General features: G+C 40.8%; 17 protein-coding genes. 12 read left to right on the top strand and 5 right to left on the bottom strand.

Features of this window, described 5'->3' with window-relative positions; all coding sequences use genetic code 11:
* The first annotated feature begins 155 nt into the window (after positions 1–155).
* The 3 genes from BS333_RS06765 to BS333_RS06755 all read left to right on the top strand — a co-directional run bounded on the left by BS333_RS06765 (position 156) and on the right by BS333_RS06755 (position 3,335).
* On the top strand, positions 156–1,022 hold the full coding sequence (locus BS333_RS06765) for a fructosamine kinase family protein (protein WP_021708426.1): 867 nt from the start codon (positions 156–158) through the stop codon (positions 1,020–1,022).
* A gap of 22 nt (positions 1,023–1,044) precedes the next feature.
* Positions 1,045–1,239, top strand: coding sequence for a CPXCG motif-containing cysteine-rich protein (locus tag BS333_RS06760; protein ID WP_021708427.1), 195 nt, complete (start codon positions 1,045–1,047; stop codon positions 1,237–1,239).
* Positions 1,240–1,583: 344 nt separating this feature from the next.
* Positions 1,584–3,335, top strand: coding sequence for a DUF5011 domain-containing protein (locus tag BS333_RS06755; RefSeq protein WP_021708428.1), 1,752 nt, complete (start codon positions 1,584–1,586; stop codon positions 3,333–3,335).
* A 103-nt stretch (positions 3,336–3,438) separates the two neighbouring features.
* Here the strand turns inward: BS333_RS06755 and gnd are convergent, their stop codons facing one another.
* Genes gnd through zwf form a run of 3 tightly spaced genes read right to left on the bottom strand, consistent with a single transcriptional unit; the run spans position 3,439 to position 7,142 of the window.
* Positions 3,439–4,887 (bottom strand): decarboxylating NADP(+)-dependent phosphogluconate dehydrogenase, encoded by a 1,449-nt coding sequence (gnd, locus tag BS333_RS06750; RefSeq protein WP_021708429.1) that lies wholly within the window; start codon positions 4,885–4,887, stop codon positions 3,439–3,441.
* Positions 4,888–4,926: 39 nt separating this feature from the next.
* The gene (gene pgl / locus BS333_RS06745) at positions 4,927–5,643 is read right to left on the bottom strand and encodes a 6-phosphogluconolactonase (RefSeq protein ID WP_021708430.1); all 717 of its coding nucleotides are present in this window, start codon (positions 5,641–5,643) and stop codon (positions 4,927–4,929) included.
* On the bottom strand, positions 5,640–7,142 hold the full coding sequence (gene zwf, locus BS333_RS06740; RefSeq protein WP_021708431.1) for a glucose-6-phosphate dehydrogenase: 1,503 nt from the start codon (positions 7,140–7,142) through the stop codon (positions 5,640–5,642). Before zwf ends, pgl begins: the two co-directional genes overlap by 4 nt.
* 693 nt (positions 7,143–7,835) lie before the next feature.
* On the opposite strand from zwf, the gene BS333_RS06735 reads away from it, so the two are divergent.
* From BS333_RS06735 to BS333_RS06715, 5 genes are all read left to right on the top strand, one after another.
* Positions 7,836–8,063, top strand: coding sequence for a hypothetical protein (locus tag BS333_RS06735; protein ID WP_021708432.1), 228 nt, complete (start codon positions 7,836–7,838; stop codon positions 8,061–8,063).
* 161 nt (positions 8,064–8,224) lie between these two features.
* A complete protein-coding gene (locus BS333_RS06730) occupies positions 8,225–9,634 on the top strand; it encodes a TolC family protein (protein WP_033003296.1) in 1,410 nt (469 codons plus the stop codon).
* Positions 9,635–9,638: 4 nt separating this feature from the next.
* Entirely contained in the window at positions 9,639–10,619 is a 981-nt protein-coding gene (locus BS333_RS06725) for an HlyD family secretion protein (protein ID WP_021708434.1), read from the top strand.
* An 18-nt stretch (positions 10,620–10,637) separates the two neighbouring features.
* Positions 10,638–11,825 (top strand): ABC transporter permease, encoded by a 1,188-nt coding sequence (locus BS333_RS06720; RefSeq protein ID WP_021708435.1) that lies wholly within the window; start codon positions 10,638–10,640, stop codon positions 11,823–11,825.
* Positions 11,822–12,979, top strand: coding sequence for an ABC transporter permease (locus BS333_RS06715; RefSeq protein WP_021708436.1), 1,158 nt, complete (start codon positions 11,822–11,824; stop codon positions 12,977–12,979). The genes BS333_RS06720 and BS333_RS06715 overlap by 4 nt, the downstream gene beginning before the upstream one ends.
* A 138-nt stretch (positions 12,980–13,117) precedes the next feature.
* On the opposite strand, the gene BS333_RS06710 is transcribed toward BS333_RS06715, so the two are convergent.
* Entirely contained in the window at positions 13,118–14,581 is a 1,464-nt protein-coding gene (locus BS333_RS06710; protein ID WP_021708437.1) for a serine protease, read from the bottom strand.
* A gap of 75 nt (positions 14,582–14,656) precedes the next feature.
* Positions 14,657–16,267, bottom strand: coding sequence for a S8 family peptidase (locus BS333_RS06705; RefSeq protein ID WP_021708438.1), 1,611 nt, complete (start codon positions 16,265–16,267; stop codon positions 14,657–14,659).
* A gap of 770 nt (positions 16,268–17,037) precedes the next feature.
* Here BS333_RS06705 and BS333_RS06700 point away from each other — a divergent pair.
* The 4 genes from BS333_RS06700 to adiA all read left to right on the top strand — a co-directional run bounded on the left by BS333_RS06700 (position 17,038) and on the right by adiA (position 25,140).
* Positions 17,038–18,927, top strand: a complete 1,890-nt coding sequence (locus BS333_RS06700; RefSeq protein ID WP_101903866.1) for a methyl-accepting chemotaxis protein — start codon at positions 17,038–17,040, stop codon at positions 18,925–18,927.
* A gap of 325 nt (positions 18,928–19,252) precedes the next feature.
* Entirely contained in the window at positions 19,253–21,190 is a 1,938-nt protein-coding gene (locus BS333_RS06695) for an LTA synthase family protein (protein WP_021708440.1), read from the top strand.
* Positions 21,191–21,440: 250 nt separating this feature from the next.
* The gene (potE, locus tag BS333_RS06690; RefSeq protein ID WP_021708441.1) at positions 21,441–22,826 is read left to right on the top strand and encodes a putrescine-ornithine antiporter; all 1,386 of its coding nucleotides are present in this window, start codon (positions 21,441–21,443) and stop codon (positions 22,824–22,826) included.
* Positions 22,819–25,140 (top strand): arginine decarboxylase, encoded by a 2,322-nt coding sequence (adiA, locus tag BS333_RS06685; RefSeq protein ID WP_021708442.1) that lies wholly within the window; start codon positions 22,819–22,821, stop codon positions 25,138–25,140. Before potE ends, adiA begins: the two co-directional genes overlap by 8 nt.
* Positions 25,141–25,286: the final 146 nt, after the last annotated feature.

Below are 25,286 nucleotides of genomic sequence, written 5' to 3'. Positions count from 1 at the left end.
TGATTATTGTAACTGATTGCTTGTTGTAACCGATTACTTGTCGTGGCGATGGCACGCTTTCACTATAAAATGTCGATAAGTTGTCTCAATACACATCATTAGTTCAAAGCATGCTCTAGACTAATAAGGGTCAAAACATTCTGAGGGAGTGACTTATGTGGCAAGCAATATCACAACAACTTTCAGCAACATTGATGTTTGAATATTGTATCACCGAGAAATCCAAGATCTCCGGTGGTGATATTAGCCAAAGTTACATGATCAATGATGGCTTTCAGAGGTATTTTGTAAAAATTAACGATCGAAGCTTCTTAACGAAATTTGAAACAGAAGCAGAGAGTCTTCACCTTCTGCGAGAAAGCTCATCTCTCTTTGTTCCAGAAGTGGTATTAGTGAGTAACACTAAAACACATGCTTTTATTATCCTCAATTACTTACCAACAAGGCCTCTGGATGACAGCAGGCACAGTTTTCAGTTTGGTCAAAAACTTGCCAGATTGCATCTATGGGGAGAACAAAAAGAATTTGGCTTTGATTGTGATAACTACCTTGGTTCAACGCTTCAACCCAATCAATGGCACAAAAAGTGGAGCGTTTTTTTCGCGGAGCAACGAATCGGCTGGCAATTGCAATTGCTCAAAGAAAAGGGGGTTATTTTGGTCGATGTTGGTGACTTTGTCTCTTTTGCTAGACAGTCTTTGGTCAATCACTTCCCTACTCCATCATTGCTGCATGGTAATCTTTGGAGTGGTAATACGACCCTAAGTCCTGCTGGTCCATTATGCTTTGATCCCGCTTGCTATTGGGGAGACCGTGAATGTGACATCGCTATGACTGAACTTTTTGGTGGATTTCAATCAGATTTCTATACAGGCTACCAGTCTGTCGCCCCTCTAGCTGAAGGATATAAGCAACGCAGAGATCTCTACAACCTCTATCACATTCTCAACCACTGTAATTTATTTGGTGGACATTATTTTGAACAAGCTGAGTCGTTGATAAAGAAAATACTTTCCCAATAGTAAAATGGTAATAGGATTTGATATGGAAAAGTACACAGAAAGGCATATACATTGTCCTCACTGCGGTCAGTCAATCAGAGTCTCCTTAGATGCAAGCAACGGTGATCAAGAACTTTACGACGACTGCCCAGCATGTTGCCATACCATTCATCTGAATCTTAAAGTCGATGAACTCCATGAGAAAATCGATCTTTTTATTGATGATGAAATCGACTGAATCGCATCAAATCTGTACTTAAAATCCATGAGAATATACTCAGAGATTTGTCTTTTTCGTTTCTATCAACTGGGTCATTCCATCTAATCACCCACCTCCACCTGCCCTAACCAAAAGAATTTTATTATTTATATCAATTAGATATACACATTTCTTTTTTATTAAAACATCGCTAAAAAATTGAGACACCCCACAAAAATTAACCAATTTTATAAAAAAAATTAATCTATATGATGAATGCCATTATAAATACCTTTAATTATTAGATGTTTACATACAATCAAACGCTTGTGTTTAGTAATAAAGGTTTAGATTTTTATGACAATGCCTAAGAGGTTCATGACGTGAAATACATCGCTCAAACTGCGAATAAGTTTAATCGATTACTGACAGCCATTGCTGTTTCATCCATCTTATCTGGCTGTGGTGGATCTGATAGCTCATCAACTACCCAACCAGCAGTTAAACCTACTAGCCCTGTAGTGAAGCCTGCTGTTCCAGTGGTAGAACCTAACTCTACAGTAGAGCCTAGTAAACCAGTAGTAGAACCTAGTAAACCAGCAGTAGAGCCTAGTAAACCAGTAGTAGAGCCTAGTAAACCAGCAGTAGAGCCTAGTAAACCAGCAGTAGAGCCTAGTAAACCAGCAGTAGAACCTAGTAAACCAGTAGTAGAACCTAGTAAACCAGTAGGAAAACCAACAGTAAATAACGATACTATCCCCCCTAAAATTGAATTGCTTGGTTCGAAATCTATATCCATTGCATTGGGAGACACATTTGTTGATCCAGGCTTTTTAGCAACCGATAATGTCGACGATAATATTATCAATCAAGTAAAAATTTCCGGTGATATTGATACAGATAGAGTTGGTCAATATGTCTTAGTATACTCGGTGAACGACAGCGCGGGTAATAAAGCAGAAGTTACGAGAATAGTTAAAGTTATTGAGGGCCTTGTATTCAGAGATTCGAAGGTAACCCTTTATGAAAATGAGTACCAGCATCGTATATGGTTCGACTTACAACTAGATTCAATGGATAGCTCAGATATTACCTTTGAGCTAGCAAATCAAAACAGTGCAGAACATGGTAAAGACTTCGATCTAAGTTACAAACCAAACAACTCGTTCGAAAAATCTGGATACTTTACTTTAGCTATCCATGATGATGACGAATTTGAAGGCAAAGAACAAATCATCGTGAAAGTATTAAATAAAGGTAAATTCATAAAAGAATTAGAAATAACTTTAGATGATACTGATTCTGGTGATTTTGTTGAGCATGGTAAACTTCTGGTAAACAAAGAATTTTTACATCAGCCAGCTATAACCGTTTTAAACGATAAACTTTATTTCTTTAATGATCAGTATTCTATTGAGTATGACATGATTAACAATAAAGTCGAAAAACTTACTGAGATAGGATTAGAGGTTAACAAGGCCGATGGTTTACAAATAGGAACATACAAGAACAATTTATTTTTATTTGCATCTAATAAATTATATAGGTTCAAAGAAAATGACTTATCATGGGAAATCTATTCTGAGTCACCTGAAATAATACATAGAGATCACCTTAATACACTGTCACACCACATTATTGGAGATAAGCTCTACCTATTTGGTGATGTCAAATCAGGTTATGCTGGGGCAAAACCAAATGATTATCGATATGATTTTACTAATGACAGTTGGGATAAATTGATTAGTAGGCCACCAAATCAACCGAATCACCCTTCATCATACGCATATGATTTCAATCAAACAGCAGAGATGGAAGGAAATATTTTCATGTTTTGGTCTGAGAATGCGGCTGTGTACAATACATTCGAAGACACATGGTCCAAGCCTTTTAAATCACCTCCTATTTCCCGTTTCCCCGTTGTTACTGGAAAATATGTATATTCTTTAAAGTCTGATTTAAAGTCTAACTATACCATCTCACGTGTTAAACTTAGTTTAACTAAGCCTACAAATGAAGACAGGAAAGTTTCTAGAGGAGCCTTTTTACCATTTATGTACAAAGGAAGGATTTATATATTGGAAAGAGATAATCATCTTCTCTCATTCTATTGGGGAGATAACTATCAGAATTAAATCGTATAATAAGTCAATAATATTGTAATGAATGAATAACTAATCAATAAAAGGTGCCGGGTTGGCACCTTTTATTTACATGCATTAATAGAGCATTAACAGATTATACGTCGTATGTTGTCGAAGCCGTATCGCCGCCTGTGCCCGTCCAGTTTGTGTGGAAGAACTCACCACGTGGACGATCAGTACGCTCGTATGTGTGTGCACCAAAGTAATCACGTTGAGCCTGCAACAAGTTCGCTGGTAGGCGTGCTGTTGTGTAACCGTCCAAGAACGTAAGAGCAGAAGTCATACATGGCATTGGAATACCCACTTCCATAGACTTAGCTGCAACTTTACGCCATGCACTCATACAGTTATCCAAGATACCTTTAAAGTAGGCATCTGAACCTAGGAATGCGATCTCTGGGTTCGCTTCAAACGCATCACGAATGTTGCCTAGGAATGCAGAACGAATGATACAACCACCACGCCACATGAGCGCGACATTACCGTAGTTTAAATCCCAGACGTTTTCATTTGATGCTTCACGCATTAACATAAAGCCTTGAGCGTAGGAAATAATTTTAGAGGCAAGCAGTGCCTGACGAAGTGCATCAACCCACTCTTGCTTATCGCCTTCAACAGGTGTGATTGTTTTACCGAAGAGTTTCTCTGCCTCGACACGCTGCTCTTTAAGGGCAGATAGACAACGAGAAAATACCGATTCAGTGATCAACGTAAGTGGAATACCCATGTCTAATGCATTGATACCTGTCCACTTACCTGTCCCTTTTTGGCCAGCTGTATCTAGGATTTTTTCGACTAGAGCTTCACCGTCTTCATCTTTGTAGCCAAGGATATCAGCCGTGATTTCAACCAAGTAGCTGTCTAGCTCCGTCTTATTCCAATCAGCGAATACAGTTTGCATCTCGTCTGCAGACATCCCTAGACCATCTTTCATGAACTGGTAGGCTTCTGTGATAAGCTGCATGTCACCGTATTCGATACCATTGTGTACCATTTTAACAAAGTGGCCAGCACCATCGTTACCTACCCAATCACAGCAAGGCTCACCTGCATCGGTTTTAGCTGAAATGCCTTGGAAGATAGGCTTCACGGCTTCCCATGCTTCTGGAGCGCCACCAGGCATGATTGATGGGCCAAAACGTGCACCTTCTTCGCCACCAGATACACCCGTGCCAATAAAATGAATGCCTTTTTCACGCAATGCAGCAACACGGCGGTTAGTGTCTGGGAAGTTCGTATTACCACCGTCGATGATGATGTCACCTTTGTCTAATAAAGGAACAAGTGCATCAATAAATTTATCAACTACGTCACCTGCACGTACCATCAACATAATTTTACGCGGTGTTTCGAGTTTCTCTACTAAATCTTCTAGAGAGTAGGCACCGATGATGTTTGTGCCTTTCGCTGGCCCTTCCAAGAATTCATCCACTTTAGCCGCAGTACGGTTGTGAGCCACAACTTTAAAACCGTGGTCATTCATGTTTAGGATAAGGTTTTGACCCATTACCGCTAGGCCAATTACACCGATATCACCTTTCATTATTTCTCTCCAATTATCTTTAACTCGACCAAAAACGGCTTATATTACTTTTGCCGCTGCGTCTAAATCTAAATACCACTCAGTTAACCCTGTCTTTGCTTGAATTTTCGCCGCAGGATATGGCAGCATTTCTGCTGGTTGGTGGTTAATCTCTTCTATGATGTCGGCTTTACCCGCACCAAGAACTAAATAGCTAATACGTTTCGCTGCTTCTAAAACTCGCGCTGTTTTCGACACGCGAATTTGTCCAGATTCAGGGTGAGTGGCTAAAACCGATAAGTTCTCATCATCATAATTCGTCTGGCCCGGAAACAAAGAAGCAGTGTGCCCGTCAGCACCAACCCCAAGTAAAATCCAATCGAATACCGGAGTACCGTTTGTCATAGGGATGGTGGCTTCCATCTCTTTCGCAAAACGAATCGCCTCTAATTCAGGATCATTTTCACCTAAAATACGGTGAATGTTCTCGGCTGGAATGTCAACTTTGCTAAAGAGCAAAGAATTAGCTTCACCGTAGTTACTTTCCGCATCCTCTGGAGAAACACAACGTTCATCCCCCCACCAAAAATGTAAATTCTTCCAATTGATTGACGAAGCATAGTCCTCACGCGCAAGTCGTTCGAATAACATCTTTGGTGTACTTCCACCAGATAGCGAAATGTGGATTGGTCTTTCCATTTCACTAAATGCTTTCATATCGTTGGCAAGGCTATCTACAACCTGCTCAGCTGTTGGGAAGATCTTGTGGTTGATCATAATTCGCAGTAGTCCGTGTCTGTTAGGTTTTTACAAGGGAAACGCCATGCACGTTGGTCACGTGAGAGCAAGTCATCCGCTGCTTTAGGTCCCCATGTTCCACAAGCGTAACCAAACAGTGCTTGCGGATCTTGCTTGAAGTCTAGGATCGGTTGCACGTATTTCCAGCAAGCCTCAACCGCGTCGCTACGAGCAAACAAAGTCGCATCACCGTTCAAAGCGTCTAACAAAAGGCGTTCATATGCTGTCAACATTTGTGTTTCTTGTAAGTCAGCATAGTGGAAATTCATTTTTACTTCTTTCGCTTCAAAACCTGCCCCTGGTTCTTTCAAACCAAAACTCATCTGAATGCCTTCGTCAGGCTGAATACGAATGATCAGTTTGTTTTCAGGTGCATTTTGCCCAAATACAGGGTGAGGCGTCTGTTTGAAATGGATAACAACCTCTGTAACGCGAGTTGGAAGGCGTTTACCCGTTCGAACATAAAATGGCACACCATTCCAGCGCCAGTTGTTAATGTATGCTTTTAGACCAATGTAGGTTTCCGTTCTAGAATCGTCAGCAACACCCTGTTCTTCACGATAACCTAATAGGTGCTTGCCACGTACTTCCGATGCCGTATATTGTCCCAAGACCAGATCATTACGAAGAGCTTCTGCATCTAATGGTTTTAAACACTGCAGTACTTTTACGACTTCATCGCGCATTGCATCCGCATTGATTTGTGCTGGTGGTTCCATCCCAACCATGGCAAGAACTTGCAAAAGGTGGTTTTGGAACATATCACGAACAGCACCAGAGCCATCATAATAGCCCCCTCGCTCTTCTACACCCAAGAATTCAGATCCGGTGATTTCCACATAATCGATAAAGTTACGGTTCCACAACGGCTCAAACATCGCATTTGAAAAACGGAAGACCAACAGATTTTGCACCGTTTCTTTACCTAAATAGTGATCAATTCGGTAAATTTGATGCTCTTGGAAGTGCACATGAATCTCTTTATCAAGGGTTCTAGCTGATTCAAGATCATAGCCAAATGGCTTCTCGATAATTAAGCGCTTCCACCCGTCGTGCTCTTGATTTAAGCCGTGTGCTGCAAGGCTAGCCGGGATAACACTGTAAAGACTTGGCGGTGTTGCAAGATAGAAAAGCGTATTACGTTGCTCGAATTGATAATCATCAGCAAGTTGATCTAAGCGAGCGACTAACTTGGCGTAGTCTGCTGTGTCGGAAGTATTGATTGCTTGATAGTGCAGATGGTTGACAAATGCTTTCAGCGTCTCTGGCTCCGTTTTCTCCATTTCTTGGAGTGACTTCATCAGCTTTTCTCTATAAGAGCTATCGCTGTACTCAGTGCGACTGACGCCTAAAATCGCAAAATTTTTAGGAAGCTGTTTACTCGCATAGAGGTGGTAGAGAGCGGGAATAAGCTTACGATAAGTAAGGTCCCCTGAAGCGCCAAAAATAACGATGCTACTGTTTTCTGGTATTACCATCATCTTTCCCTTAAAAAATAGGTACTTATTGTATGCCTGGATACGGCCAAAGAATTGAGCCAACCCTATCAATGGCACCCAAAAATAGAAAGTGGGTCTTACCTATTACGTTGATAGGCAAAACCAATAAACTCAAACCCTTTGGTATTGATACCCTGAGACGATAGATTGGATTCCATCACCCTAAAGTGGTTTAAGTATACCCAAATACCTTAAAGTCACTTGGATATATGAAAAACTCTAGAGTAAAAAATTACACCCTAAAGAGTGCTGTTCACGACACCACTGGTATTGTCTACGACATTTTGATTTACATCAATACCCAGCAGCGCAAACGTTTAAATAATGACTGCTTTTCGATACATCTGTTTTAAACAAGCCCAACAATATTTATACCCAAGTAACCTCAAGATGCTGCGTTCAGCGAGATGACCTTAGCTCTTAATCAAGCATCTTGAGGTCACTTGGGTTTATCTATCGCTTTTTTAAGCTGGTTGGACAAGATTCACGATTGGGATCACAAACCCGCATGCTAATTACTCAGAATTGCGTTTTACTTTCCTGTATAATTTTCCACCAACAGTAAAGGTTCGGTTTGAACACTGATAATTTGACTAAGCTTGAGCACATGCAGTTTTCTATCAAGTACCAAAAATACCACACATAAAAAGCTTAGTCGCAAAGGAGTTGAGTATGAAACGCGACAGATTTGGAATCTGCTTAAACAAAATTGTGCTTGCCAACAATATGAAGACAACATTTACCCATGTTAGGGCTTATGAGAAAGACAGTGCGAATCCTTCTGCTTTCAATGTCTTGCTTTCAATTCCTCAAATGAGTGGTGAAGATCTGCTTAATACCATGAAAAATTCACGTAAACTTGTATGGCGTGCTGAATTCCATTGCCCACCCTCAACGTAATTGCCACTTTGTGAGTTGTGATACGACTTTTCTTCACACGAGGTGCCTAAATAACATACACTTATCCTTATTCACCTGGGTATACAATTTCCTTTATCTCTTAACAAGCTCTTAATTATCACCTATATTAGAGCTATTACTCTAAAAATAAAGTAGCGGCCATGACGAAAACTGGAAAACTCTTGATATTGGGCTTTTTATCCAGCTCAATCTCTCTTGCTTGTCATTCAACACCGATAACATTTAACAATGCTTGGAGCTTATTGAAAGAGAACAACTATTCTTTAAAAGCACAACAAGCAAACGTGTCGACTTATGAATATCGACAAAAAGCAACTGACAACCTTGACCTTCCCAATATTACTATTGGCGCTAACTATACTTACCTAGATAATGATGTCACCGTTTCAGGGCAACAGCTTCTAGATAGCACCGACTTACCGCGCTTACCTAAATTAGATGATTTATTAGCTGGACTTTTAAATTCCAAGAGTACAATTACCGAACGAGATGTGTTTACTTCTTCCATTCGTGCTATCTGGCCGATTTTTACTGGCGGACGAATTGATGCAGCACAAGCTGCAGCACAAGGAAAAACCGAAGAGGCCAAGAGTCAATTAGCCATGGAGCAACAAGCACGATATGAAGACCTCGCGAAGTATTACTTTTCTGTAATCCTTGCCAAAGAAGTGCTAAATACGCGCCAAGAAGTCGTTAAAGGGCTTGAAAAACATCGGCTTTTTGCACAAAAAATGGAACAACAAGGCCAAATTGCTCATGTTGAAACACTTCAAGCGGAAGCCTCACTATCGACCGCTAAAGTGGCCGCCAACAAAGCCGCAAGTAGCCTAAACATCGCTCAAGCAGCTCTCAATAAACTTCTGGTTCAAACTGATCCGCTTCAACCTACTGAGTCACTATTCATTAATAATAACTTACCGCCCTTAAGTGCCTTTATTGATCAGACCCTTTTGACCTACCCCGGTTTAGATCTTTTAGATGCGAAGAACAAACAAGCAGAAAGCTTATTGCAAGCTGAGAAAGGCAAATATTACCCTGAGGTCTATTTATATGGTGACTACACGTTGTATGAGGGTGATTCTTTGGCCAGTCAAATGGCGCCAGATTGGCTAGTTGGAGTTGGAGTCAGCATTCCATTGATCGAATCAAATGGTCGCAGCGAGCAAGTTAAAGCCGCACAAAGCATGCTTGTCCAAATTGATGCGCTAAAATCCCAAGCTAAACAAGACCTTTCACTTTTGGTACAGAAAACCTATCAAGAGGCTCAACAAGCGATTGACGAAGTAAAAGGCCTAGATACAAGCTTAACCTTAGCTAATGAAAATCTCCGTTTACGTCAAAACGCTTTCAAACAAGGTTTATCCTCTTCGCTTGATGTGGTCGATGCACAGCTTTATCTTGCCAATATTGAAACTCAACAATCTGTTGCGCGCTTTCATTATTTAATCGCTCTTGTAAAACTCTTAGCCGTCAGTAATGAAATGGACAGTTTTGCACAATATCAACAAACCGCTTACACCCAAACACTCAACACAAAAGAGGTGAAATAAATCCATGTCATCGAAACCATTAAATACTGCTTTGCTTTCACTTTGTGCTCTGGGTGCCGTGACTTGGGTCGGCTATCAATTTTACCTCGCCTATCAGCCTACACCGGTGCGTTTACAAGGTTTAATTGAAGCTCAACAATACAGCATTTCATCCAAAGTGCCCGGTCGAATTGATCAAGTAATGGTTCGTAAGGGTGATACCGTCAGTAAAGGTCAATTAACGTTTACACTTCATAGCCCTGAAATAGAGGCCAAGTTAGAGCAAGCAAAAGCAGGAGAAAAAGCAGCCAGTGCCTTGGCGCTTGAAGCTGAAATCGGTGCTCGTAAACAACAAATACAAGCGGCTAAAGATCAATGGTTAAAAGCCAAAGCCGCCGAACAGCTGATGAGTAAAACTTACCAACGTATCAATAACCTCTACCGAGATGGTGTAGTCGCTGAACAGAAAAGAGATGAAGCTTATACGCAGTGGCAAGCAGCTCAATATACCGAAAGTGCAGCCCAACAGATGTTCCAAATGGCACAAGAAGGAACTCGACAAGAAACCAAAGTTGCTGCAGTAGAAAAAGTACGTATGGCCGCCGGTGCTGTCGCTGAAGTCGAAGCTTATGCAAAAGATACCGAAGTTTTCAGTTGGTTTGATGGTGAAGTTTCACAAGTTTTATTACACAGCGGCGAATTAGCTCCTCAAGGCTTCCCTGTTGTTACCGTTATCGACACTAAAGACGCTTGGGCAACGCTCAATGTTAGAGAAGACTTGCTTCCACACTTTACGAAAGGCACGACTTTTAACGCATTCCTACCTGCACTAAATAAAGAACTGGAGTTTGAGGTGACTCATATCGCTGTCATGGGAGATTTTGCAACATGGCGCGCCACCGATGCCTCGTCAGGTTTTGATCTTAGAACCTTTGCTGTAGAAGCCCGCCCTACCCAACCGGAATCTGAGCTCCGAATGGGCATGAGTGTTGTGGTCAAACTATAAATTCATTGAGACCAGTTTATGACGGTGCACATCTCACAACGACAGATTCTTCGTAAAGATGCTTGGTTAGTTTCAAGCTTAACTTGGTTACCCATATTTATCGCGCTGATTGTATGGGGGGTATTCTCTGCAGGAACCGCAAGAAATTTGCCTATTGGCATTGTTGATTTACAACACTCAACTTTGTCATACAAACTCCATCAAACACTTGATGCTTCGCCGACTTTATCGGTTGAGTATCAGTTGCCGAGTGCATTAGAGGCAAAGAACGCCATGATTGAAGGCGATATTTATGCTTATGTGATTATTCCTGCTACATTTGAAGAGGATATTCGACAGCATCGCCAACCTCAACTCTCTATTTTTGTAAACAGTCAGTATATTCTAGTGACTAAGCTGATCAATTCCGCCGTCACGCAATCCCTTGGCTATTTTGACGCTCAAATCGAGACTATGGGCTTTTTGGCTAAAGGCAACACGACCTCTTTATCAGCACAAAGCAGTGCCTTACCAATAAGAAACCAAGTCACTGCACTGTTTAATCGGAATACTAATTACGCACAGTTTTTAGTCTCAGCTATTGTCCCCGCAATTTGGCAAATAGGCATCGTTGTCAGTACCATTTTAATTCTTGCTGCCCACTTTCGTATATATGGCCACAACACCAAGTCCCCCTTTCTCTTCCTTGGAGCACAGCCATTTAAAAAAGCATGTCAAATTTTAACGTATTATATCCCTGTATTTATGCTGCAAGGGGCGTTGTTTTTACTTTGGTTTTACGTCTTACTCGAATGGCCAATGACAGGCAGTTATCTTGCTCTCATCTTGGCACAATTTGTTACTGTGTTAGCCTGTATGATCATGGGAGCTTTGTTTTTCTTTTTAACTATGGATCCCGCCAGAGCGATGAGTTTTGCTGGTGCCTTCACTGCGCCTAGTTTTGCCTTTATGGGCATTACTTTTCCCGTCCAAGATATGAATACGCCAGCACTTGCTTGGCGAAGTCTTCTCCCTATTACCCACTATATTGAAGTACAAATTGAACAAGCAAATTATGGTGTGGATGCGGTACGCTCAATCCAAATGTTATGGCCCATGCTTGGATATTCGATACCTCTTGTGATAGTGGCACTATTAATCGCAAAACATGCTAAGAAACCGACTGAAAAAAGCGAGCTGAATAATACTAATAAGGAGGCCGTATGACCTTTTGGCACGTTTTAAAAACAGAATTAAGCGCGATTCTGACCAACCCCGTCGTTGTGCTAACCGTGTTTGGGGGTGTGATTTTTTACTCTTTTTTGTACCCACTGCCTTACATGCAGGAAACACCCAGAGAGCAGCCAATTGCCGTCATTAACCTTGATAATAGCCAGATAAGTTTAACGCTTGAACGTATGGTTGATGCCACTCCTCAAGTGAATGTTGTTATGAGATTACCTTCGATCGCTGATGCTAAAAAAGCACTCACAGATAAACAGATCGCGGGCTTTTTAGTGATTCCTGAACACTTTCATAAAGACTTATTGCTCGGCCAAAGCCCAACGCTTGCATTCGCCGCCGATGCTTCTTACTTCTTAGTCTACGGGACCATCGTAGAAGGTATTTCACGAGTGAGTGCAACATTGGGTGCTCAGGTCAAAGTGAATAAGATGCTGATAGATGGTACCCCTCTTGATATGGCAAGCCAAAATTACTCTGCCTTTAAACTCAATATCAAGCCGACGTTCAATCCGACCATGGGTTACATTGAATACGTGGTCCCTGCAGTCTTCATACTTATTTTGCAACAAACTTTGGTCATGGCAATTGGTCTGCAAACGGGAACCTATCGAACTCTATCTGATCAGGAACAACCAACATCAACGACTTTGAGAGCGCGTCTTTGTGCTCGAGTCATCATTTTTACTGCCTTTTATTATGTTCTCAGTGCCTATTACTTCGGTTTCAGTTTTGAGTTTCTTAATGTCAATCACCTAGCCCATATGTCGACGCTACTCACATTATTGTTGCCATTTCTCCTCAGTTGTTGTTTTTTAGGTTTGTGGCTTGGTTACCTTGTACCGCGTAGAGAATTAGTTTCTATTGTTGTTCTGGTAAGCTCGATGCCTTTAGTATTTTTAGCCGGCTTTGTCTGGCCAGTAGAAACTATTCCAACTCCCCTATTATGGGTTGCTGACTTGAGTCCAAGCACATGGGCCATCAAAGGATTTTTAGCGCTTAATCAAATGGGGGCAACATGGCAACAAATTGCACAATATTGGAGTGCTTTATGGGGGCTAACCCTCTTCTGGGGCGTATTCGCTTACTTAATCACGAAACGTAAAGATCGCTGTCAATTCACAACAAAAACACCATGATTATACCGAAGGAACATCAAGAAGCCGTGTTCAGCATCAAGTAGAAGCTATTAAGAACGTGAATAGAAAGACAAAAGGTAAGTCTCCTTTTGTCTTTCTATATCCAAGTAACCTCTCACTTATAGCTTGGTATATGCACTACTCATCAGGTTCAATGGATAACGTAAGGTCAGAAACCGGAGAGTAACCTCTGATCATAATGTACAAGTCTTGGTCTCCAATCGCTATTTTACATTGTTCATTACTGTCAGAACGATAAGGCCGACAATGGTACGACGCTTTACTTGGCACACTGCCTGATTTTGTATAAAGGTCACCATCACCAGAGTCGGCAGAGATTTGCACTACCAAAGCTTGGCTTCGGCTAGAAGCCGGCAACTTAAATATTCGTTGCTGATTCTTTTCAAGAGTTATATTTTCAACCTTCTCACCGACTTGTACAATCGGATATTCACTCACTGGGTCTTGCTTACCCATTTTCCCAGCAGGTAAAGTGTGATCAAAAAACTCGGCAATTTCAGGCCATATTTTATTTATTTGAACACCTTGGTTTTCACACCCTCCAAAGTGATGTAAAGCAATAACCTTATGAGAATCAGCCAGGAGCACCGGAGAACCAGAAGAGCCGCCAATAGTATCGCAAAAATACCCGGTGTCTGTATTCGTTCCTCTACCATCCGCATCAGCCTGATCAATTTGGCACAGACCTGTGCTGTTTTTATCGCTCTCAATCGCCATTTCCTTTGGTTTACCCGCACCATGTTGAGGAATATAAATTTCAGAGCCATAAATAGGTGGTGAGTCATCCAAGCCCAGATAACCAAAATCAGCGATTTGTTCGAAATCTTTAATACTGAACAAAGTATAATCAAGTTCGTAGTTAGTTTTGATGATTTGATCCGCCATGATTTTAATTGTGTCTCCCAACTCACCCTCACAGGTTGTTCGCTGGTAATTGAACCAAACCTCGGTATTTTTAAGCCTTGAGGCTGTCGATACACAATGATTATTCGTCATCATATGGTTGTCTGGCCCAACACGCCAAGCGGTACACAAACTACGACCATCGATCAACAAACGCGCAACTGAATGGCTCCATCCGAAATTATCTGGATGACTTTCTTGCCAACAAACAGCATCAACGCGCTCATTAATACCACAAGTCGATAATCCCCCAACCGCTTCTAAGTCTTTTATTTTTTCGTCACTATAACCAGCCGTGTAATAATCGATACTTAATGCTCTTGAATCTGCTCGGCCTTTAGTCCATTCGATAGTCAAGCTGTCGCCATCGATGGAACGTGCAAAGAATGGACTCTCGCTGGTATGCTGATATCGAATAATATCTTGACTGTTATTTCCTTTTATCGTGACAACGTCACTAGGCCCAAGTTTGAACTTATCAAAATGCACTTTAATGAACGTTGCTCCAGGGTGACTAATAGTATGTTTGACTGTCGTATCAGATTGATCTTGTGTTTCAAACAAGTAAGCATGCTCCACTTTATCTGCTATTGAAATTAAGGTTTCAGTAGAAAAAGCAAAGGATGATACGAGGCTACTTGCAATAAAAATAGGTACACAACTTTTCAATGTTGCCATTGTATTGCTCCAATAAAATAGCTTAATTCAAAAAGAAGCCCACCTTCTCAGGTGGGCCCAATCTATTGATGAATACTAATAATTTGCTTGAATGGTCATGCCTAAATACCAAGATTTTGCATTGAGCATGACGTGATAACGGCCGCTTTGTGTTACTTCAATCGTACAAGTTTCGTTATTACCATTTTTTAATGGTCGACAATCCCAAGAACTCAAAGTCGGTTGTTCACCAAACTTTAGGTACATATCCGCATTACCGAAGCCACCAATTGTGACGACTGTAAGTTGTTTACCCGCTTCTAGATCCATATGGAAATATGTATTATCTCCACTAGAAGCACTTAACCAATTGACCGGTAGACCCGAAATTAATTCTTCACTTGGATTAGGTGTTGGCACTGGTGGATTTGGCGGGTTAGGCCCTCCACAATCTGGTTCACAGCCATTACCTGTTAAACTATAGAGCAGCTTATTTGCAGTCCCTTTTGTATCACTGATTTTGCTATCCGTGGCTCTCGATACCAATAAATCAGAGACTTGTTGAGGCGACAGGCTGTTGTTTTCCTGTAAATAAAGAGCTGCAACGCCGGCAACATGCGGTGTTGCCATTGAAGTACCACTGATGGTTTTATAACCGCCATCATACCAAGCAGATTTGATATCCGAACCTGGGGCAAATAAATCAACACAACTCCCCCAGTTGGAAAAACTGGAACGTGAATCCGATTTGGTGGTTGATCCTACCGTCACACCTGATTCAACACGAGCGGGAGATGTACTACAGGCATCAGCATTTGAATTACCCGCTGCAAGCATAAAGGTAACGCCAGATTGAATGGCACTTTCAACAGCACTATCGATTGCAACCGATTTTCCGCCACCTAAGCTCATATTGGCTACCGAAGGGCCACTGGCATTTTCTGCAACCCACTCAATACCTGATATCACTCCTGATAAGGAACCCGAACCACGGCAACTTAATACCCTAACTCCAACAATATTGACGTTTTTAGCAACACCATATTCTTTACCACCAATCGTACCGGCAACGTGGGTTCCATGGCCATTACAGTCACTTGCATCATCGTCATTATCAACAAAGTCGTAACCTGATCTTGCTCGGCTACCAAACTCCTCATGTTCATTATTAACACCTGTATCAATCACATATGCCGTTACACCAGTACCATCATATTCTGAGTTATAGACGCTATCTAGAGGCAAATTTCTCTGGTCAATTCGGTCTAATCCCCATGTTGCGTTGCCTTGAGCTTCATCTTCACTAATTGAAGGATCAATGGAAATAATTCTGTCTTGCTCGATAAAGCTCACTCGGCGATCTTTGCGTAGTAGTTCAATTTGCGATTGAGTTAAGTTAGCGACAAAGCCTGATATTGAATGCTCGAATATCTTCTCTGGAAAAATAGCCAATGAATTACTGATGTCGTTTATAGTTGCTTTCATATGTACCTTTTGAGCAGCTTGGTCATGCGAAAGTGCCTTCGAAGACTTTAAAACAATAATATATTTTCCCGTTATCGCTTCTTCTCCCATTGGTGCAAGAAGCAAGGGAACTGAAGCTTGATCATCATAATTCCCATAAGATGCTAACTCTTGTTGTGCTAATGCAGATGAGCACATAAATACTGCCGAAGATATATAACAACTCAATACTTTCTTTAACATAAAAAATTCCCTGTAATTATCTAATTATTAAGATTGACCTATTACCAAAAATGCAAACATATATTTAATAAATATCCATTAATAAATACTTAATCTGCACAGACGTTACCCTTCAAAGCTAGTTAATATACAACTCAGTGCATAATGTTATTTTATTCGACACCATACAATTACGACACACAACAAAGTTTAATGAAATTCACCTGTAACAATAATGTTAACAAAAGATCCAGATCGATAGATTAGAGTATTTATCCCAATACAATGGATAAATCTATCTAACTGAACTATCAAAGCTTTACTGTAGGGGGATGTTGTTGATTTAGTGCATCTCAATCACAATAAAATGTTAACGAAACGTTACAACTCATCTCATAAGTCATTCAATTGCTTATGATGAACCATTGTAATTATCTGTTTGAAAAGATAATATTGATACTATTATTAATTTAGCTAGGTAAAGATATAGCCAATGAAAATTAAATACTTTTCAATTCCAGTATCAATCTGATAGCTGCTGTCGACTGAGCAATATATATGAACCAATGCTCACTATGATTTATTAATTAACCAAATAAATAGAGGAAATTTAAATTAAATAAAAGTATGTTTTTGGTCGATTTAAAAAAAACAGAAAAAAATCACTTTATTGAACAGAAATTAGTCAAATTTAATGGTATGATGCAGCCCCTTTGGGAGAAGATATAACTATATTCGCTTCACTCAATCATTAAATAGCATATATCAATCAGAACTTTAGGAAGTCAAATATGAGTGCTAAACTCAAGATCATTTTTTCGATTATGGCAATGACACTTGTCCTAATCATGACAACCAGTTTTCTAAGTTGGAAAAACTTTGAAGGCTCATCGACTACAAGTTTTAAAAAGCAGTTAGACTATAAGTCACAATTAATAGCAGATGCCATTGAGCAGAAAATTTCTCGCTATTTTGATGTGCTTTCTTTAACAAGCACTGAGTTAGTATTTGATGAATATGGTAATGTTGATATTCCATCCGCAGTAGATATTCTTCATAGTGCTAAAAACATCGCTAATGTGAACAATGTTTATTTTTCTACAGCGGATGGTACTTCATATTCATCGAAAACTAACGGTATTATTCCAAATTTCAATGCCCTTTCTAAACAACGAGAGTGGTTCATCGATGGGATGAATGGCAAAGACACGATCATTACTCGACCTTACCAAGCATCAACGGGTGATACCGTAATGGCTCTTGCTAAACCAATCTACAGAGAAGGTAAAGTAGTTGGTGTTATCGCCCTTAACTTATTACTTGATGACCTCACTAAATTTACACAACAACTCACCACTAGTAATAAAATTTTTGTTTCCCGTGGTGATGGCTTCATTTTAGCAGCGCAAGACAGTGGTTTAGTCGGTAAAAACATCTTTAGCCAAATTCCCCTCTTTAAGTCCGTTGATACTTCAAAGGAAGAAAGCTTTGAATATACATATAATGGAGTTGAATATTTAGGCTCTGCAGCAGAACTGTCTTCATTAAACTGGAGCGTTTGGGCATGGATGACTGAGGAAGAAGTCAACGCCGATTCTAATGACAACTTAACATCGACTTTGTTGACCTCTAGCCTGTTTTTGATTGCTAGTATACTTTGCGTTTATTTCATTGTTGACCTGCTGATTTACAAACCTATTGGTGGTGAGCCAAAAGAAATTGAGAACATTGTTTCTCAAATCGCAAAAGGTGACCTGACTCAGACGAGCACTGAATCTGGCAAAAATACAGGTGTGAATGGTGCAATTAGTGAGATGTCGCAAGACCTGAAAGCGACGATCAATACTATCCGCCATTCTTCTGATGAACTCATGTCATTTGCTCAAGGTATTAGTCAAGTTGCTGACAACGTTAACGACAGCTCGTCCTCTCAAATGGAACAGCTAGAACAAACATCAACGGCAATGAACGAAATGGCAGTTGCTGTTAATGAAGTTGCTCAAAATGCTCAGCGAGCTTCTGACGCTGCAATTCAAGCCTCTCAAGAAGCCGCATCAGGTAACCAAGTCTTTGAGGAAGTGAATAACAGTATCGTTGGCCTATCTGATGCTATTGCAGATGTTTCTTTGGTTATCAACAATCTAGGCGATAAAACCGTTAGCATTGGTGCTGTTTTAGATGTCATTAGAGATATTGCAGAACAAACCAACCTACTCGCACTAAATGCTGCTATCGAAGCGGCTCGTGCCGGCGAACAAGGCCGTGGTTTTGCTGTTGTTGCAGACGAAGTACGTAACCTTGCGAATCGTACTCAAGAAAGTACCAACGAAATTCAACAAGTCATCACAGCCCTTCAACAAGAAGCCAATAATTCGATTGAGATGATGCAAGCAAACCGCACTGCTGCTGAGTTAACATTAAACAACTCAAGTAAAGCTCAACGCTCTCTTGCTGAGATTTCGAATTCTATTGCGGTTATTGAAGATATGAACACGCAAATTGCAACAGCAACAGAAGAGCAAACACTGGTCACTGGTGAAATCAATCAAAGTATTGTCAACATCAATGATAAAGCACGTGAGACTCTAGAACTCTCTTCTTCTAACCAAGAGAAATCTACGCAATTAATTGACTTATCAAACAAGTTAACCCAAACAGTGAGCACATTTAAATTAAGCTAACCTCTTTAATTTAATCAAACTCATTTTCTGAATAAATAAAGGCTACTCGTTACTAATGAGTAGCTTTTTTTATGGCTTCCTAGATGGGCATAAAACATTTCTCTTGCGTTTAGGAATCATTGCCCCATTAGCTTACAAACATAAACAAACTCTAATATATTGTTTTAATAGACTTTATCATCACTCACCCTATCAACTCCTGTACTTCTCACCTATAATCAAATAGGGACTTATCTCACCTTCTTGTTACCATTAACTTCGTCACAAAGAGTTATGCCTTGTCCCCACTTTCCAAAGTCAATATCATTTGTCACTCGGGATTAATATGCAAAAAATCACTTTTGGCCCATTAAGGCCTATTGTTTTATTCAGTACTTTTGCCCTTCTGTTTTTATCAGTATCAAGGGTCCTTTTATCCATTTGGTTATCTGAACGAATTGAAAATATTGAAGATTTTATCTATATTTTCATTCAGGGTATTCGAGTTGATATCGCAACCATTTGTTGGTTATTCATACTCCCAGGATTACTTTCCGCCCTTCTTCCTGTTTCTGGAAAAATTGGTCAATTCTGGAAGGTAATTTTACGCTGCTGGATGGTCTTCGGCCTTTGGATTCTTGTCTACATGGAACTTGCTACTGCCCCATTTATAATGGAGTACGACCTGAGACCAAATCGCCTATTTGTTGAATACCTCATTTACCCTAAAGAAGTATTTGGTATGCTTTGGACAGGGTACAAACTCGAGTTATTTATTGGTCTACTTGGAACCGTTTTAACACTTGTTTTTGGTTGGAAATGGAGTAAAAAACTGACAGACAACACACAACAAATTAGTTGGAAATGGAGGCCACTATTAGCTGTTTTAGTGATTATTATCGGAGTCGCTGGCGCTCGTTCTTCTTTAGGTCATCGACCACTTAACCCAGCCATGGTTGCCTTCTGTAATGATCCCTTATTGAATGATTTAACTTTAAATTCATCTTATTCCTTGTTGTTTGCCGTCAACAATATGAAGTCCGAAAAAAATGCCGAACAATTTTACGGCAAAATGGATAACGAGCAATTACTTGAGATTGTTCGTCGTTCTTCAACTAAGTCTGATTTTGACACCACTTTGTTGCCTACAATGAATACCAATGAAGCAACATATAAAGGTAAACGCAAAAATCTCGTCATCCTTCTTCAAGAAAGCCTCGGAGCTCAATTTGTGGATTCATTGGGTGGTTTGCCTTTAACGCCTAACTTAGAGCAATTGATGAAGGAAGGTTGGAACTTCACCCAAATGTATGCAACGGGGACCCGTTCTGTACGTGGTATTGAAGCCATGACAACCGGCTTTCTTCCATCACCTTCTCGTGCTGTTGTAAAGCTAAGTAAAAGTCAAACGGGCTTTTTTACCATTGCAGACCTATTAAAGGATCAAGGCTATCACACCCAATTTATCTATGGCGGAGAAGCTAATTTCGATAATATGAAATCCTTCTTTTTTGGCAATGGTTTTGACCAAATCATTGAAGAAGACGATTATACAAACCCCTCTTTTATCGGCTCTTGGGGGGTCAGTGATGAAGATCTTTATACCAAAGCTGACCAAGAATTCGAACGACTCTCAAAAGATGATACACCTTTTTTCAGTTTAGTCTTCACTTCGAGTAACCACAGTCCGTATGAATACCCTGAAAATAAAATCGAGCCGTATGATAAAGACGCATACAGAACACGTAACAACGCTGTCAAATACTCTGACTACGCTTTAGGCACTTTCTTTGAAAAAGCGAAAGCATCCACATACTGGGACGATACCATTTTTATTGTAATTGCTGACCATGATGCTCGTTCCTCCAGTGATAGTCTGGTCCCTGTGAAGCATTTTCACATTCCTGCTTTGATCCTAGGTAAAGATATACCAGCAAAAGAAGATGACCGAATTGCAAATAACCTAGATATGCCTCCAACGTTATTATCACTTATTGGCGTAGATGCAACGACCCCGATGCTTGGTCGCGATTTAACTCGTCCATTAGCTCGCGAAGATGAACGTGCAATGATGCAATACGATAAAAACTTCGGTTATTTAACTCGTGATAACTTTGTTGTGTTCTCCCCGGGAGAAAAAGTCACAACCATGAAATATGATTTTGAGACGCAAACAATGTCTCCTCTTGAGGTAGATAAGAATATTATTGAACGTGCGAAAGCCAATGCTTTGTTTGGATCCAAGGCTTATCAAAACAACTGGTATCAATCTACTACTAAGTAAACTTCAAAAATAGTTCACTGAAATAACCTGATTCAAGTGGTCACTGTTGTCCACTTGAATCTAATTCTCTTTTCTTCATTAGTTTCAAACGCCCCTACTACTCTCCTTTAAAAATCCTCCCCCCAGTGATTTAAGTACATAACTTTTTCATCAAACATTGTACAGAACCATAATCATATACTACAAATTGCATACCATAGTGCACGTATTATCGTGCTTTTTAATTTTAATATCTCAAACGAGGTGAAAAATGGACAACAATAAGATGGGCCTGATGGGGCTCACTACGATTGTTACGGTCAACATGATGGGATCTGGTATTATTCTTCTCCCATCAAGCTTGGCACAGACTGGAGGTATAGCACTGCTTGCTTGGGGAATAACGGCTATTGGTGCATTGTGTATTGCTTATACATTTGCCAAATGTGGCATGTATTGTACCGATGACGGCGGAATGTCAGCGTATGCCCAAAAAGCACATGGCAAATCGAGTTTCTTTGTCGCTTCTTACACCTACTATGTTTGTTTAGTCATCAGTGCAGTCGCCATTGCCGTTACATCCGTCGGGTATTTAGAAACGTTTATTCCTTGGCTTAAAGCTGCCCCTATCAACAACTTCTTCGGAGTTGTGCTGATCCTCGTCATCACTCTCGTTGCGAATATGCGTGGCCCCAAAATCACTGGGCAGATTTCGTCAGTGACCGTTTGGGGGGTGATTATTCCAGTTCTTGGGGTTTCTATCATTGGCTGGTTTTGGTTTGACGCTGCAACATTCGAAGCGGCTTGGAACCCTCATGATAAGTCCATCATGAGTGCTATGTCTTCTGGGATCGCTCTTACATTATGGGCTTTCCTAGGCATTGAATCTGCAGGGGTTAACTCGGGTGCGGTAGAAAATCCCAAAAGAAATGTTCCTCTCGCTTGTATGTTGGCTACCGTTTTCTCTGCGATTACCTACATTGCTTCGACAACGGTCATCCAAGGTATTGTGCCAAACGAATTATTGTCAAAGTCAGATGCTCCTTTTGGTTTAGTTTTCGCCCAAATGTTTAACCCTGCTGTAGGGCATTTCATCACTGCTCTCGCCATTATTGCTTGTATAGGGTCTTTATTAGGTTGGCAATTTACCAATGCTCAGGTGTCTAAAGCCGCGGCGGAAATGAATCTGTTCCCTAAAATATTCAGTGACACCAACCGCTTCAACGCTCCGGTAAAAGGCATGTTAATTATGTTGATACTGGAACTTTTACTCGCGGTATTGACCATTTCGCCAACGCTCTTAGAGCAATTTAATGTCCTTGTTGATCTCGCTGTCTTCATCAATATGGTCCCTTATATACTTTCTTTATCCGCTTTAGGAGCCATCCTCCATTCCGCCAAAATTACTGGCTCCGAATACAATGTTTCCATCTTTGTCGGTTCTATTGCTGTCCTGTACAGCATTTATGGTGCGTATGCCACCGGAGAAGAATCCGTCTTCTATGGAACCATCATTACGCTTCTTGGATATTTTTTCTACGGCTTTATCGCCAGTCGAGATGCCAACCCTTCCTCTGCACCAGCAGGCAATAATTCATCAAACAACACCAACGACCTTAATTCAAACATAGAAAAAGGAATACCAGTTTATGAATAACTATGACAAACATAATCATGCTCTTATTTTCAATGATAATCTCGAAACGGGCTTTATTGAAAAAGCATTAGAGCGCTTGATTGCAGAGTTTTCTAAGGAAGGCGTGAAAGTCACGGTGGCAAATTCTTTTGATGACTGTTATTCAATATTCAACGCGAATATCGCCATAGACTGCTTCATGCTGACATCAAGAATGACGGGGCATGAAACACAAGAAAACGAAAAGTTTTTCCAGTTAATAGATAAACTGAACCAGCGTCAAGAAGGTGTCCCCGTCTTTCTGTTGGCAGAGCGTAAAAAAACCACTTTAGCGGTCAGTAACGACTTGATGTCTCGAGTTGACGAGTTTGCTTGGATTCTGGAAGACACACCGGACTTCATTGTTGGCCGCTCTATCGCAGCCATGCAGCGCTATAGACAGCAATTAATGCCACCTTTGATGGATGCAATCCTCAATTACGATGATGTCCACGAATATTCTTGGGCGGCACCGGGACACCAAGGTGGCATCGGTTTTACTAAAACACCAGCAGGACAACGTTTTTATCGTCATTTTGGTGAAGCATTATTCCGTTCGGATATGGGTATCGAGCGCGGTTCTTTAGGCTCATTACTCGATCACACAGGCTACTTTGGTGACAGTGAAGCATTCGCTGCAAAAGTATTTGGAGCGGATAAGTCCTACTCCCTTGTAACTGGTACTTCAGGCGCTAATAGAACCATCATGCAAGTATGTATGAGAGAAGATAGCCTAGCGATTTGTGACAGAAACTGTCATAAATCCATTGAACAAGGACTGATGCTAACCGGTGCACGTCCTATTTATATGGTTCCAACCCGCAACCGCTACGGCATCATTGGCCCGATTTACCCAGAGCAAATGGAAAAGCTTGCCCTTCAACGTCGTGCTGCGGAAGGGCCTCTGACTGAAGCTTTTTCTCAACAAAAACCTGTTTATGCCGTGGTGACAAACTGTACTTATGATGGCTTATGTTATAACGCTAAACGAGCTCAAGAACTGTTAGGAGAAAGCAGCAACCGTATCCACTTCGATGAAGCTTGGTACGGTTACGCAAGGTTCAATCCTATTTACAAAGACCATTTTGCAATGCGTGATGAGCCAGAGAAAGAATCAAGTGGCCCAACTGTTTTCGCTACCCACTCCACACATAAGCTTTTAAACGCCTTATCTCAAGCATCATATATTCATGTTCGTCACGGTAAAGATGCGATTGATTTCCAGCGTTTTAATCAAGCCTACATGATGCATGCAACCACTTCGCCTCTCTACGCTATCAGTGCTTCAAATGATATTGCGGTCTCCCAGATGTCTGGTAATAATGGTTATTCCCTGACACAAGAGGTCATTCAGGAAGCCGTCGACTATCGTCAAGCGATGGGGCGTTTATACCGTGAGTTTGATAATAAAGGAGATTGGTTCTTTAAACCTTGGAATGCAGAGTCTTTTACCGACCCAAATACTGGTCAAACGATGCCCTTTGAGCAGGCCGATCCAAAACTTCTAGCTTCTTGCCAAGATTTTTGGGTACTTAAGCCAACCGATTCATGGCACGGCTTCAAAGATATGCCAGAGGACTGGTGTATGCTTGACCCAATCAAAGTCAGTATCTTAGCACCGGGGATGAGTGAAAATGGTGATTTACTCGACTCTGGGGTGCCTGCGGCATTAGTCACCCAATACTTAACACGCTTTGGTATTGTTCCAACAAGAACCACCGATTTTCAAATCATGTTTCTCTTCTCAATGGGTATCACCAAAGGTAAATGGGCCACTCTTGTCAATACTCTGTTGCATTTCAAAAAACACTACGACCAAAACAGTCCTTTGAGATCTGTGCTGCCAGAGCTCGTTGAATCTCACCCAGATGTTTATGCTGAAATGGGGCTTAAAGATCTAGGCATAAAAATGTTTGCTTACCTCAAACAGCATACCCCATCAGATAAACTTAATTTGGCATACTCAACTCTTCCACAAGCGATGATGACACCAAGGGATGCCTTTGAGTCGATTGTAGATAATAATGTCGAAATGGTGCCATCCGATCAACTTGCACACCGTATTGCAGCCAATGCGATTATTCCTTATCCACCAGGAATACCAATGCTAATGTCTGGTGAAAACTTCGGTAACGATGACAGTCCACAGATTACTTACCTTCACTGCTTAGAAGTATGGGATAAAGAATTCCCGGGATTTGAGCACGAAACAGAAGGAACGGAAGTTATTGATGGAATGTATCATGTAATGTGCATCAAGCAACCTGAAGAAGAGTTGCCACAACTGCTCAGATAAGTATTCCATTTCCCAAAGAAAAATAAGGAGCTCGCTTTGAGCTCCTTTAAACGTCACATTGAGTTCGCCTTTAGTGGCTAGGGTGCAAATGACTCGAGTTTGGAGAATGCGTTCAGCATAGAGTACTTTTAAGCACTTTGTGCATT

Origin of the sequence: Vibrio azureus (assembly GCF_002849855.1) — a bacterium.
Classification (GTDB): domain Bacteria; phylum Pseudomonadota; class Gammaproteobacteria; order Enterobacterales; family Vibrionaceae; genus Vibrio; species Vibrio azureus.
This window is presented reverse-complemented; position numbering and strand designations above follow the sequence as displayed.

What these genes read in the sequence shown, in the direction of transcription:
- BS333_RS06765 (WP_021708426.1), top strand. Translation starts at nt 156, where the DNA reads ATGTGGCAAGCAATATCACAACAACTTTCAGCAACATTGATGTTTGAA.
- BS333_RS06760 (WP_021708427.1), top strand. Translation starts at nt 1,045, where the DNA reads ATGGAAAAGTACACAGAAAGGCATATACATTGTCCTCACTGCGGTCAG.
- gnd (WP_021708429.1), bottom strand. Translation starts at nt 4,887, where the DNA reads ATGAAAGGTGATATCGGTGTAATTGGCCTAGCGGTAATGGGTCAAAAC.
- pgl (WP_021708430.1), bottom strand. Translation starts at nt 5,643, where the DNA reads ATGATCAACCACAAGATCTTCCCAACAGCTGAGCAGGTTGTAGATAGC.
- zwf (WP_021708431.1), bottom strand. Translation starts at nt 7,142, where the DNA reads ATGGTAATACCAGAAAACAGTAGCATCGTTATTTTTGGCGCTTCAGGG.
- BS333_RS06735 (WP_021708432.1), top strand. Translation starts at nt 7,836, where the DNA reads ATGAAACGCGACAGATTTGGAATCTGCTTAAACAAAATTGTGCTTGCC.
- BS333_RS06730 (WP_033003296.1), top strand. Translation starts at nt 8,225, where the DNA reads ATGACGAAAACTGGAAAACTCTTGATATTGGGCTTTTTATCCAGCTCA.
- BS333_RS06725 (WP_021708434.1), top strand. Translation starts at nt 9,639, where the DNA reads ATGTCATCGAAACCATTAAATACTGCTTTGCTTTCACTTTGTGCTCTG.
- BS333_RS06720 (WP_021708435.1), top strand. Translation starts at nt 10,638, where the DNA reads ATGACGGTGCACATCTCACAACGACAGATTCTTCGTAAAGATGCTTGG.
- BS333_RS06715 (WP_021708436.1), top strand. Translation starts at nt 11,822, where the DNA reads ATGACCTTTTGGCACGTTTTAAAAACAGAATTAAGCGCGATTCTGACC.
- BS333_RS06710 (WP_021708437.1), bottom strand. Translation starts at nt 14,581, where the DNA reads ATGGCAACATTGAAAAGTTGTGTACCTATTTTTATTGCAAGTAGCCTC.
- BS333_RS06705 (WP_021708438.1), bottom strand. Translation starts at nt 16,267, where the DNA reads ATGTTAAAGAAAGTATTGAGTTGTTATATATCTTCGGCAGTATTTATG.
- BS333_RS06700 (WP_101903866.1), top strand. Translation starts at nt 17,038, where the DNA reads ATGAGTGCTAAACTCAAGATCATTTTTTCGATTATGGCAATGACACTT.
- BS333_RS06695 (WP_021708440.1), top strand. Translation starts at nt 19,253, where the DNA reads ATGCAAAAAATCACTTTTGGCCCATTAAGGCCTATTGTTTTATTCAGT.
- potE (WP_021708441.1), top strand. Translation starts at nt 21,441, where the DNA reads ATGGACAACAATAAGATGGGCCTGATGGGGCTCACTACGATTGTTACG.
- adiA (WP_021708442.1), top strand. Translation starts at nt 22,819, where the DNA reads ATGAATAACTATGACAAACATAATCATGCTCTTATTTTCAATGATAAT.